The 11881-nt window shown below is 68.1% G+C and carries 12 protein-coding genes; 6 read left to right on the forward strand and 6 right to left on the reverse strand.

All coding sequences use genetic code 11. The features are described from left to right. Positions 1–33 precede the first annotated feature (33 nt). Both E1287_RS38585 and E1287_RS38590 read right to left on the reverse strand, forming a co-directional pair. Positions 34–642: a hypothetical protein gene (locus tag E1287_RS38585; protein WP_243719730.1), complete on the reverse strand. Its 609-nt coding sequence runs from the start codon at positions 640–642 to the stop codon at positions 34–36. Positions 643–689: 47 nt separating this feature from the next. Next, the gene (locus tag E1287_RS38590; protein ID WP_131970305.1) at positions 690–1313 is read right to left on the reverse strand and encodes a TetR/AcrR family transcriptional regulator; all 624 of its coding nucleotides are present in this window, start codon (positions 1311–1313) and stop codon (positions 690–692) included. A gap of 151 nt (positions 1314–1464) precedes the next feature. On the opposite strand from E1287_RS38590, the gene E1287_RS38595 reads away from it, so the two are divergent. The 3 genes from E1287_RS38595 to E1287_RS38605 all read left to right on the forward strand — a co-directional run bounded on the left by E1287_RS38595 (position 1465) and on the right by E1287_RS38605 (position 5547). Further along, on the forward strand, positions 1465–2763 hold the full coding sequence (locus E1287_RS38595) for a GH1 family beta-glucosidase (protein WP_131970306.1): 1299 nt from the start codon (positions 1465–1467) through the stop codon (positions 2761–2763). Positions 2764–2887: 124 nt separating this feature from the next. After that, positions 2888–4795, forward strand: coding sequence for a peptidylprolyl isomerase (locus tag E1287_RS38600; protein WP_131970307.1), 1908 nt, complete (start codon positions 2888–2890; stop codon positions 4793–4795). Between the two features lie 32 nt (positions 4796–4827). Next, positions 4828–5547, forward strand: a complete 720-nt coding sequence (locus E1287_RS38605) for a hypothetical protein (protein WP_131970309.1) — start codon at positions 4828–4830, stop codon at positions 5545–5547. 16 nt (positions 5548–5563) lie between these two features. Here the strand turns inward: E1287_RS38605 and E1287_RS38610 are convergent, their stop codons facing one another. After that, positions 5564–6025: a carboxymuconolactone decarboxylase family protein gene (locus E1287_RS38610; protein ID WP_131970311.1), complete on the reverse strand. Its 462-nt coding sequence runs from the start codon at positions 6023–6025 to the stop codon at positions 5564–5566. Between the two features lie 139 nt (positions 6026–6164). After that, positions 6165–6392, reverse strand: coding sequence for a hypothetical protein (locus E1287_RS45140; protein ID WP_207934716.1), 228 nt, complete (start codon positions 6390–6392; stop codon positions 6165–6167). Positions 6393–6403: 11 nt separating this feature from the next. Here E1287_RS45140 and E1287_RS46090 point away from each other — a divergent pair, with 11 nt between their 5' ends. Continuing rightward, positions 6404–6703, forward strand: a complete 300-nt coding sequence (locus E1287_RS46090; RefSeq protein WP_243719731.1) for a hypothetical protein — start codon at positions 6404–6406, stop codon at positions 6701–6703. Between the two features lie 135 nt (positions 6704–6838). Continuing rightward, positions 6839–7597, forward strand: coding sequence for a class I SAM-dependent methyltransferase (locus E1287_RS38620; RefSeq protein ID WP_131970313.1), 759 nt, complete (start codon positions 6839–6841; stop codon positions 7595–7597). Positions 7598–7605: 8 nt separating this feature from the next. Here E1287_RS38620 and E1287_RS38625 read toward each other — a convergent pair whose 3' ends face one another. Continuing rightward, complete coding sequence (locus tag E1287_RS38625; RefSeq protein ID WP_131970315.1) at positions 7606–8250, reverse strand: TetR/AcrR family transcriptional regulator; 645 nt, start codon at positions 8248–8250, stop codon at positions 7606–7608. A 184-nt stretch (positions 8251–8434) separates the two neighbouring features. Between E1287_RS38625 and E1287_RS38630 the strand changes: the two genes are divergently transcribed. Then, complete coding sequence (locus E1287_RS38630; RefSeq protein ID WP_207934715.1) at positions 8435–10051, forward strand: alpha/beta fold hydrolase; 1617 nt, start codon at positions 8435–8437, stop codon at positions 10049–10051. An 81-nt stretch (positions 10052–10132) separates the two neighbouring features. Here the strand turns inward: E1287_RS38630 and E1287_RS38635 are convergent, their stop codons facing one another. Continuing rightward, positions 10133–10897 (reverse strand): endonuclease/exonuclease/phosphatase family protein, encoded by a 765-nt coding sequence (locus E1287_RS38635; RefSeq protein WP_131970317.1) that lies wholly within the window; start codon positions 10895–10897, stop codon positions 10133–10135. Positions 10898–11881 lie beyond the last annotated feature (984 nt).

An 11881-nucleotide genomic window follows, 5' to 3' on the forward strand; every position in this document is an offset into this window, starting at 1 on the left:
GTTCCGGGGTGGGGCTTGAAGGGGTGGCGCGGGTTAGCGGGATTGGAGGGCGTCTAGGCCTACGGCTTGGGCTATTACCAGGCGGCGGTCTAGGCGGGGGTCCTTGATCTCTACGACGTAGCGGTCGCGGAAGCCGAACTTCTTGACGACGGAGAAGACGAGCTGGTCGCCGGCGTAGAAGTCGAAGTGGTACGGCCAGGCGAACGGGAGGGCGTCCACGTAGGGGATGAACTGCCAGATGCGTCGCATGACCGCGACGGTCTTGTTGCGTTCGCTGCCCGTCGTGACGTCAAGGCCGGGCTGCTCAAGGTGCCAGGTCGAGGCGAGAAGCGACTTCTTGAAGTCCTTGCGGAAGACGCCGATCGGCTGGCCGTTCGCGTCCGTGATGTCGTACGCGGACGCGAGGTCGATGCGCTTGCGGGCCTTGAATCCCAGGATCGGACGGGTCTTGGCGTCGTCCGCGTAGAGGGTGACCTGCTCCTTGAAGGCGAGGCGTTTCTGCTGCGCGAAGGCGAGCAGTTCGCCCTCGCCGCCGCCCGGGGCTTCGGCGTGCACCTCGTACTGGTTCACCATCAGGCGAACACGCTGCCGGATCAGCAGCGTGTTCTGCGCCTGGAGCCGTTCCTCGTCCAGCGAACTCACCCGTTCTGTAGCGTTTTGCGGAGTCTGCCACAGATGGCGGGGTGCGGTCAGGCCTCCTCGATATGCGACGCCAGGTAGCCGTGGATCAGCCGCTCGGCCTCGGCGACGATCAGCGGATCGCCAGCCGGGTCGCGGCGGAAGGCCATCTTCAGGACGGCGTCGCCGGCCTCCACCGCGATGGCGAGCGCGGTGGCGAGGCGCGGGGTGTCCTGGACGCCGAACGACTCCACGATCATCTGGCGGAGCCGGCCGGCGACCACCGCGTTGTTGTCGGCGTCGGAGTCGAGCAGGTTGACGTCCGCGACGTCGCCGAACCGCAGCACGCGGAAGCCTGGCACGGTCCGGTGCATCTCGACGAAGATCTCGATGATCACGCCGACCGTGTCGGACCAGTCGCCGAAGCCGCCCTCGGCCAGCCGCGCCGAGATCCGCTCCCCGAACACCTCCAGGTTGCGGAGGGCGAGGGCCTGCGCGACGGCGCGCTTGTCGGGAAAGAACTGGTACACCGAGCCGATGGCCACGTCGGCGCGCTGGGCGATGCGCGTCGTGGTGAGGCCGTCGTAGCCGTCCTCGTCGAGGATGTCCGCGCAGGCGTCGAGCATCCGCTGGACGCGTTCGGCGCTGCGGCGCTGGGCGGGACGGCGGCGGAGGGGAGTCCGGATATCGGTCACGCCACCATTGTCACCCGAACACGATGGGCTCCGGCATGCACAACGTGCCGTTCACCACCCCAAGGTCATGAGACTCTTCCGTGCGCACCATCCGAGCGCCTAATATCCGAAATTGATTCACATTTCCGGGTGGGGTTCGGGAGGGAACGCGATGGGGCTGCCGGACGGCTTCCGCTGGGGCGTCGCCACGTCCGCCTACCAGATCGAAGGCGCGGTCGAGGAGGACGGGCGGGGCCCGTCCACCTGGGACACCTTCGCCCACACGCCCGGACGCGTCCGCGACGGACACACGGGCGACGTCGCCTGCGACCACTACCGCCGGTGGCCGGAGGACGTCGCGCTGATGGCGGGGCTCGGGGTCGGCTCGTACCGGTTCTCGATCGCGTGGCCGCGCGTCCAGCCGCAGGGGAGCGGGCCCGTCAACCCGAAGGGCCTCGACTTCTACGACCGCCTGGTGGACGGCCTGCTCGCCGCCGGCATCGCCCCCGCCGCCACCCTCTACCACTGGGACCTCCCGCAGCCGCTCGAAGACGCAGGCGGCTGGATGAGCCGCGACACCGCCTACCGGTTCGCTGAATTCTCCTACCTCGCGGCCGAGCGCCTCGCGGACCGCGTGGAAATGTGGATAACCCTGAACGAGCCCGTGGTCGTCATGGCCTACGGCTACGCGTTCGGCGTCTACGCGCCCGGCCGGACGCTCATGCTCGACGCGCTCCCCGCGGCTCACCACCAGCTCCTCGGCCACGGCCTCGCCGTCAACGCCCTGCGCGGACGCGGCGCCCGCCAGATCGGCCTGACGAATCACTATTCACCGGCGTGGGCCGCGACTCCCGACGACCAGCCGGCCGCGGACGCATTCGACGGGTTCATGAACCGGCTGTTCACCGATCCGGTCCTCCTCGGCCGTTATCCCGACGTCATGGGGGACGCTTCGTTCGTCCGTTCTGAGGACGCCGCTGTCATCGCGACGCCTATCGATTTCCTGGGCGTCAACTACTACCAGCCGACGCGCCTCAAGAATGTGGGTAAAGGCCCGCTGCCGTTCGAGATCACTGACATCAGCGAGTACCCGACGACCGGGATGGGCTGGCCGATCGTCCCTGATGCCTTCCTGTCCCTGCTGCGCAGTCTCCATTCGCGGTACTTGCTGCCGCCGCTCTACATCACCGAGAACGGCTGCTCGTTCCCGGACGAGATCGGTCCCGACGGCATGGTGGACGACTCGTCCCGCATCGAATTCATGGACGCGCACATCAAGGCAATGCGGACGGCCATCGACGAGGGCATCGACATCCGCGGTTATTACGCGTGGTCGCTTCTGGACAACTTTGAATGGTCGGAGGGCTACCATCCGCGTTTCGGCCTCGTCCACGTCGACTACGAGACGCAGAAACGCACGCCGAAGAAGTCTTACGGGTGGTATCGCGATCTCATTGCCGCATCGTCCTAGACACGCTGCTATGGGCCCGGCCCATGGGGTGGCGGCGCACGCGTAGCGGGTCCCGGGCCGCCGCGCCGGTGATCGGCGACTTGTGGATAATCTGCTCTCGCCGCTTCCGCCGTGGAGGTCCTGAATGCCCGACCCTCGTCCACTGCGCTCGAACGATCCCCGCGAGGTCGCCGGGTTCCGGCTGACGGCCCGGATCGGCGAGGGCGCCCAGGGCAGCGTCTTCCTGGGCGAATCGGACACGGGCCGGCGCGTCGCGGTGAAACTCCTGCACGCCGGGATCGGCCACGACGACCGGGCCCGGACGCTGTTCGAGCGGGAGCTGGCCGCGGCCCGGCGGGTCGCGCCGTTCTGCACCGCCCGCATCCTCGCCGCCGGGACGGACGAGGACGTCCCGTACATCGTCAGCGAGTACATCGACGGGCCGTCGCTGCGGGAGCACATCACCGAGCGGGGCGTGGCGTCCGGCGGCGAGCTGGTCAGGCTGGCCATCGGCACCGCCACGGCGCTCGCCGCGATCCACGAGGCGGGCGTCGTCCACCGCGATTTCAAACCGGCCAACGTGCTGCTCGGCGAGGACGGCCCGCGGGTCATCGACTTCGGCATCGCCCGTCCGCTCGACGCGACCTCGGCCACCATGACCGGCGCGGTCGGCACACCGGCCTTCATGGCGCCGGAGCAGGTGGCGGGCCTGGCGGGCGGCGCGCCCCTGGACATGTTCGCGTGGGCGTGCACGATGGCGTTCGCCGCCAACGGGGCGCCGCCGTTCGGCAGCGACAATGTGGCGGCCATCATGCAGCGCGTCCTGCATGGGGAGCCGCAGCTGGGTGCGCTGACCGGGGAGCTGCGCGCGCTCGTCGCGTCCTGCCTGGCCAAGGACCCGGCGGCCCGCCCGACCGCGCTGCAACTCCTGCAGCGCCTGCTCGGCAACCGGCCGAACGTGAACGGAACCCCGCTTCCCGCCCCGGACGCCGACGCAGACCCGAGTGCGGCCCTGGACGCGAACGCGAATCCGCACGCGGCCCCGGACGCCGACGCGAATTCGGATGCGCGCGTGAGCCTGCTCGCCGAAGGGACATCCGCCGCCGCACTCCCATCGCCTCACTACGCGCCGTCCCCGCCGGCGGCCGACGCCCACGTGGCGCACGCGGCTGGACGGCCTTGGCCGGGCGCTCCCCCATCAGGTTCGCCCACGTTCGGCGCTTATCAGCAGGGCACGGCACCGATTGGTGGGCCGCCTCCACCTCCCGCAGGGTTCCCTCAACCGACAGGCCCGGTGGTGCCTGGACGGTCAAGACGTCCACTCCTGATCGTCGTCGGCGCAGCCGCCGCTGTTCTCCTGGTCACCGGAGGGGTATTCGCCGCAGTCCTGCTCAGGGACAATGGGACGAGGACGGGCACGGGCGGCGGGACGAGCGGCGGCGGCCAGACGGTGACGCAATCGAACCCGTCAACGAAGACCTGCACCTACTCACCGACTACCGGCCAGACCGTCAAAGACGTAGGAAAACCGCCGTCCCAGGTGCCCGCGACTCAGCCGCAACGGGCGACCATCAAGACCAACCTCGGCACGCTGGAAGTCCAGTTGGACCCCGCCAAGGCACCCTGCACCGTGAACTCACTCGCGCACCTCGCGAGCAAGAAGTACTACGACAACACCACATGCCACCGCCTCACGACGAGCGAGACCCTCAAGGTCCTGCAGTGCGGCGACCCGTCGGGGACCGGAACCGGCGGGCCCTCCTACCAGTTCGCGGATGAGATCGCGGCCGGAACCCGCTACACCCGCGGCACCGTGGCCATGGCCAATGCCGGGCCGAACACCAATGGCAGCCAGTTCTTCATCATCTACGGGGACACGACGTCCCTGGCACCCGACTACACCATTTTCGGCCGGGTCACATCCGGGCTGGAGATCGTCGACAAAGTGGCGAAGGCGGGGGCCGAGGACGGCAGCGCCATGGGGACCGGTGACGGCCCGCCGAAGCAGAAGGTCACCATCACCGAGTTCCGAACGGTCGGCGGCGGCGGTTAGGGCCCGAACTGCTCGGATGGGACGATTCCTCAATGGCCGATAAAGCCTGCGAGCCGGTGGTCGAGGATCTCTATGCTGCGTTCGCGGACGTGCCTCGTCCTGTGGAACTAGACGGGTGCCCCTGCTGCGTCGGCCCCGATGAGGGACGGCCGCTGCTCGCCCGTCCCCTCCGCGATCTGACCGCCGCGGATCTGGCCCGGTACGCCGCCAAGGTGTTGAACACCTGGGGCAGGCCGGAGGATTTCCACTATTTCTCGCCGCGCCTGCTGGAACTGGCGGCCGAAGACGCATTCGTCTGGCCGGACGTAGAAATCATCTTCAGCAAACTCAGCCAGGCTGGATGGCGGGACTGGCCACAGCGCGACGCCATCGCCGCCTTCCTGGATGCCTTTTGGACTCGAACTCTCACCGACTTCCCCACCAGCCCGTCGGCAAGCTCCGCCATCTGCGCACTCGCCGGCACGAATGCCGACATGACCCCTTGGTTGGACGAATGGGCCGGTGCGTTGATGTCCGAACCCGCCGTCCGCCACCTGCATGAGTTCGTCACAGAGAACCTGATCTGGCGGCGAGGGCGACCGCGCCTCTCCAACGGCTACTGGGACAGCACGTCCCGCCCATACCAGCAGGTCATCGGCTGGCTGACCGGCGGTGAGGCCGCCGCAGCCGTCAGCGCCGTCTTCGCCCGGACGGACGACGAGGCGGCGCTGGAATTTCTGATGGAAATCGAATCCAGGCTGAGCCCGGGCTGAGCCCAGGCTGAGGCGGTCAGCCCCACGTGGCTCCGGCGGGTTCCCGGATGGTGGTGTTGAGCCGGTTGAAAAGATTCGTCAGAGCGATCACGAGGATGAGCGCCGAGAGCTGCTTCTCGTCGAAGGCGTCGGCGACCTCGTCCCACAATTCGTCCGGCACCGAATCCGCGGACCGGTCGGCGAGGCGGGTCACGCGCTCGGCCAGTTCCAGAGCCGCTCTTTCGGCGTCCGTGAAGAAGGGCGCCTCCCGCCAGGCCGCGACGGCCGCCACCCGTTCGGCCGTCTCCCCCGCTTTGGTGAGGTTGTGGACGTGAGCCTGCACGCAAGCGCTGCATCCGTTGATCTGGCTCGCGCGCAACGCGACCAGTTCTTGAAGCTCATGGGAGATCCCGCCATCGTTGATCGCCTGGATGAAACTGCCGATCCCCTTGGACGCGGCGGGCAGGACATAGGCCGGGTTCTTCATCCGTGCTTGCATCGATCTCTCCTCGCCATTCGAGCCGAGCCGACGCCTCCGCACCGGCCGTTCACCGCAATGACGGACCGCATCGGACGGTTGTGACAGGAATCCGCACCGATTTTCAGAAGACGGACGAGGGCATGGCGCGGCGCGCGCTTCAGCGGCGAGGCGAAGGGCGGTCAGGCTTCAGGACGGTGGTTCCGCTGATGAGGAAGTCGGGGTGGATGCACTCCCAGTCCGGCATGTCCAGGGCGTTGAGCGCCGTCACGATCCGTCTCTCCTCGTAGACGAAGTGTGTTTCCATCAGGGCGGCGAGGCTGTCCAGTTCTCTCCGCATGGCGATCGGGTCCGATTCCTTGCCGAGTCCGGCCAGGAGTGTCTCCATGCGTTGGAGGGATGTACCAACTGGTGGTCGCGGCGCAGTTCGTCCAGCACGGGGCGCAGTTCGGGGAACTGCTGCGCGAGTGCCGGGAACGCCCCGTCCTCCTCGCCGGAATGGTGCCGGCTCAGCGCCGCGCAGAAGGTCAGGCAATGGGCTCGCAGTTCGCGCGGACGCGCCTCGGCGTCCTGCGCGTCCAGCGCGCCGTCTGCGTCGTCTCCGTCGAGGGTCTTGCGGAGCGAGTCGAGTTCCTCGCGGAGCCAGATGTGCACTTCGATCAGTTGATTGCCGAAAGCCATGAGGCGGTCGCGGGATGATTCCAAGGTCGTCCTATGATCCGGCGCCTCCATGCCCTCGACGTCCTCCTGCCGGGTGCACCGCGACGCTCACACGAGCCGATCACGGCGCAGGTCAGCGGTCAAGTACGGGCCGCCTGCCGCGACAATGGGAGCATGGACCGCACGTTCGAGGACCTGATCGCGGAGGCCGGATCCGTCTCCGTCGCGGGCTGGGATTTCTCCTGGCTGGACGGCCGGGCGACGGAGCAGCGCCCGTCCTGGGGATATCAGCGGCTGATGAGCGAGCGGCTGGCCAAGGCCGAAGCGGCGCTGGACGTCCAGACCGGTGGCGGTGAAGTGCTGGCCGGCGCCGCCAGATTCCCGCCCATAATGGTCGCCACGGAATCCTGGCCGCCGAATGTCGACAAGGCCACGCGCCTGCTTCATCCGAGGGGCGCCGTGGTGGTCGCCGATCCCGACGAGCCGCCGCTGCCATTCGCCGACGCGGCGTTCGACCTGGTCGTCAGCCGCCACCCCGCCACCGTCTGGTGGACGGAAATCGCCCGCGTCCTCGCCCCCGGCGGTACGTACTTCGCCCAGCACGTCGGTCCCGCCAGCGTTTTCGAACTGACCGAGTACTTTCTCGGGCCGCAGCCCGAAGCGCGGCAGAAACGCCATCCGGACATCGAAAGCGCCGATGCCATGGCCGCCGGACTCGAAATCAAGGACCTGCGCCTCGAACGCCTGCGCATGGAATTCTTCGACATCGGCGCGATCGTCTACTTCCTGCGCAAGGTGATCTGGATCGTCCCGGGCTTCTCCGTCGACGCGTACCGCGACCGTCTGCGGCGCCTGCACGAGCAGATCCGCGAGGACGGCGTGTTCGTCGCTCACTCGTCCCGGTTCCTCATCGAAGCCCGCAAGCCTGGCTGACGGGACGATCAGCTCCGCAGGCTGTCCACTTCCGCCTCGTACAGGAGGACGGGGTCGAATTCCATCCCGTTGAAGTGGCCGGCGAGTTCCAGGGAGATCACGCCGTGCAGGCGCGTCCAGAAGGTCAGGGCGCGGCGCTGCACCGGGGCGGGGTGGGAACGACCCCAATGCGTGTGTTCCTCCAGGTGTGCGTCAAGGGCGGTGCCGGGGGCGGCGCCGTCCGCCGGCACGGGCGGGCAGGCGTCGAGCATGATCGCCATCAGCTCCCCGGCGATCTTGGCGGTGTCGGGCGGGGCGTGGTAGCCGGGGATGGGCGTCCCGTAGATGAGGAAGTAGCGGTGGGGGACGTCGAGTGCCCACCGGCGGACGGTCTGGGCCAGGCCCGCGAGGTCGGTGCCGCCATCGGCCGCGGTGGCGTGGAAGGCGTCGGCCAGGCTGCGGTAGGCGTCCCTGATCAGCTCGGTGATCAGCTCGTCGCGGTTGGCGAAGTAGCGGTAGAGCGCCGGGCCGCTCATCCCCATCCGCTTGGCGATCGCGTTGAGGGACAGCGCGGACGCACCCGCCGTGGCGATCTGCTCCCACGCCCGCTCCTTGATCTCCGTGCGCACCTGGGCCCGGTACCGCTCGCGGGGAGACGCCGCGATCTCCGCCATGTCACCGCCTCTTCCGTCCGCTCAGCTCAGCACAGCACAGCCACCAGTGACGATAGGACTTCTGGACGCGTTCTCCGGCAGCCCCCTTGACGTGGCACTGTAGCTCCCTCACTCTAGTTAGACCTTATAACGCTAGCAATGAGCTATCGCGTTAGTTCAGGCTTGCTACAAGGGAGTGCTTGAGATGAGAAGAGCAACACGGCGAGCAGCGTGGACGCTCACCGTCGCCGCAACGGCCGCGACGATGATGATCACACCTGTTCTCGCCGCCCCCAGCCAGAACCCACCCACTGCGAACACGGCCAGCTCGAACGCGCCCGGCGGGAACGCGACCGGCTCGAACGGGTTCGGGTCGAAGACGACCGGCGGGAACGCGACCGGCTCGAAGACGACCGGGGGGAACGTGGCCGGGGGGAACGGGCGTGGGCAGGTGTCCGGGCGGATCGAGTGGCGGGCGTGTGCCGAGGCCGAGTTCCAGGGGATGCGGTGCGGGACGATGCGGGTGCCGGTCGACTGGTCCAGGCCGGGCGGTGAGCAGCTCGAACTGGCGCTCGTCCAGCGTCCGGCCGACGATCAGGCGCGCCGCGTCGGCACCCTGATGCTCAACAACGGCGTCGGACGCTCCGCGATCGAGCAGCTCAGGCTGGCGATGAAGGCGGGCCTCCCCCACATCGCCGGTGACATGACGAAGCGCTTCGACCTCGTCGCCCTGGATCCGCGCGGGGTCGGACGCAGCACGCCGATCCGCTGCGCCGAGCCGCTCAGGCCGGCGGGCGTCAGCTACTTCCCTCAAAACCAGCGGGCGTTCCAGAAACTCGTCACCCACAACCGCGCCCTCGCGCGGGACTGCCTCCGCCGGAACGGCGATCTGATGGCCAACGTCGACATCACCAGCGTCGCCCGCGACGTCGAGGCGGTCCGCAAGGGCCTCGGGGAGCGGCAGCTCAACTGGTACGGAATCCTCTACAGCAACCTTCTCGGACGCACCTACGCCGACCTGTTCCCCGGACGCCTGCGCACGATGTACCTGGACACCGCACTGGACAACACCGGCTCACCCCTCCGCCGCATCTTCAACGAGGCCAGTGCGGCCGAACAGTCGTTCAACCGTTTCGCCACCTGGTGCACCACCTCGGACGACTGTGTCCTCAAGGGACGCGACGTCGCCGCCGAATACGACGCGCTCATCGCCCGCGCGGACCGGGACCCCATCCCCGTGGCAGGTGGCGCCCACCGTCCGCTGACCGGCGAGGACATTCGCGTCGCCACGCAGGAGTTCATGAACGTCTCGTTCATCCAGTGGCCCGCGCTGGCGAAGGCCATCGCCAAGGCCCAGGCGGGCGACGCCTCCGAATTCACCCGCAACCCCGACCGAACGCTCGATCTCGTCCAGGCCCAGGTGCCGACCTGCCTGGACGGCGCCCGTCCCATCCGGACGTTCCAGCAGGTCGCCTGGGTGCGGAAGCGGCTCGCCGAGATCTCGCCGCATCTCGGCGGCGCGGTGAGCTCCTGGAACAGGTACGCGGGCTGCATCGGCTGGCCAATAGACGCCAAGGCGGTGGATTCCGGTGGAAAGGTGCGGGGTGCGCCACCCGCGCTGGTCGTCCAGTCCACGCATCAGGCCCTCGCCCTGCACTCTGAGAGCCGGGCCCTCGCCTCCCAACTGCCCGGCAGTGTCGTCCTGAGCAGGGCGGGCGACGACTACAGCATGTTCATGGTGTCCCAGTGTGTCCGGGACTCCGCCAACCGCTACCTGACCGACCGCACCCTGCCCAAGCCGGGCACCGTCTGCACCGACTGACCCCGTCCAGCCAGAGAGCCCCGGCCGCCGACGCCTTGGCCGGGGCTCCGAGGCACGCAGCCACCAGCCACGACCCATAGATCAGGAGTTCGCGGGCAGGGTGAGGGTCGCTTCCACGGCGTAGTGGTCCGACAGCGGGACGAGGCGGCCGCCCGCAAGACGGACGTGGTCCTTGAAGCGCAGGCGCGTCGTGGCCTTGATGCCCGGTGTGACGAGGACCTGGTCTATCGGCTCAAGGACCGCATACTCGGGACGGAAGGTGGGCGCCGTGTCGCCATCGAGGGCGTCACGCAAGCCGGTGGTGGCCGCGAACTGACGGAACAGCTCGTGCGGCCGAGGGACATTGAAGTCGCCCATCACGACCTTCGGTTCGGACGCGTCGAGTTTTCCGATGAGGGCGGCCAGTTCGCGCAGCTCTGATTCCTCGACCCTGGTGTAGGCGTTGGTCATGGACCAGTCCATGTCCATGTTCGCGGAAAGGTGCGTGTTCACGACCGTCAGGAACCCGTCCGGAAGCTGGACGCGCGTGAACAGGGCGCCTTTGCGCAGCAGCAATTCAGGACGGGCCGGACGGACGGGCGTGAACGACTGGAAATGGCGGCGAGTGATCGGCCGACGCGAAAGAGTGACCAAGCCGCCGCGCACCACCGGAAAGGTCGCCGCGTGCGCGATGTGCGGGTACGACTTCGCCGCCCGACGCAGGTGGGCCAGGTTCCGCGGCGAGATGACTTCCTGGAGACAGACGACGTCGTAGTCCGATTCCTCCATGAGCCGGGCCAGCACGCTCAGGCGGGCCCGCGAACGGCCGCGGAACAGCGTGTTGAACGTGAGGACGCGGACGTTCATGACGTGATCCGCCCGGTGGCGAGGCGCTGTTCGTCGTTGTCCCACATGGCCATGCCCGCCACTCTACGTGGAAGCCGTACCACGCTGAGGTGCGCCACCTGCCGGTTCGGCCACGCAGGACCTCCGGACGCCGCCATGCCGCCCGATGCCAGACTTCCCAAAGTTTCCGGACTCACAGTGATGACCTACCTCATTTCGGACGCACCAGACCCGGCCCCATTTAGGTATTTCGGTTAAAACACCAGAAGGCGGGAGGTTGACCGGCTAGCCGGAGAGCGCGGCAGGCTATCCAGTACGCGTTGAAATGAAGGAACGGCTGGTGCATCATTGAGGCTCTCAGCCCCGGCCGCTGCCTTGGAGGCGCACATGTGCACGCCCTGCTGCCCGAGGAGTCACTGAATTCGCACCACCGCGATTCACCCCGTGACGATTCGCACCCCTCTCGGCCATCAATCCCCCCGCTAGTCGCCGACTTCGCGACGCCGAAAGTGGCACCGATGCACAGCGACCCCGCTTATCCTCCCCTCAACTGCAGGAAGCCGTGCTCGATGGCTTGTTGCGGACGGTCCTCCTGCTTTCACGTGTGCTTGGAGGCGGCGTCCGTCCCCAGAGACCGGACGGGCGGACGTACTTCCTGCGGCGCCCATCTCGCCGAAGTCGTCCAGGAATTGGCGCTGCGGGCCCGAGAACAGCACCGACATCCCGCCCGGGTCGTCGTCTACGCGATGACAGAGGGCCCGCGCCCAAACGACACAGGCCCTTTCGACCAACTCGTCCTAGGCGCCATCCCAATCTGACCAACCACCTGCACACGACCGCCACCACACCACCGCCAACACGCCCACCCGACCACACGCATACCGAACACGCCCCGCTGAGCAGCGCCGCCGAAGCCGCCCCACCGAACACGCGCAGCCAAGTACGCCCTGCCAAACCACGCGCAGCCGAACACACCCACCGACCACACCCCCACCAAGCACGCCC

Source organism: Actinomadura sp. KC06 (assembly GCF_004348735.1).
GTDB lineage: Bacteria > Actinomycetota > Actinomycetes > Streptosporangiales > Streptosporangiaceae > Spirillospora.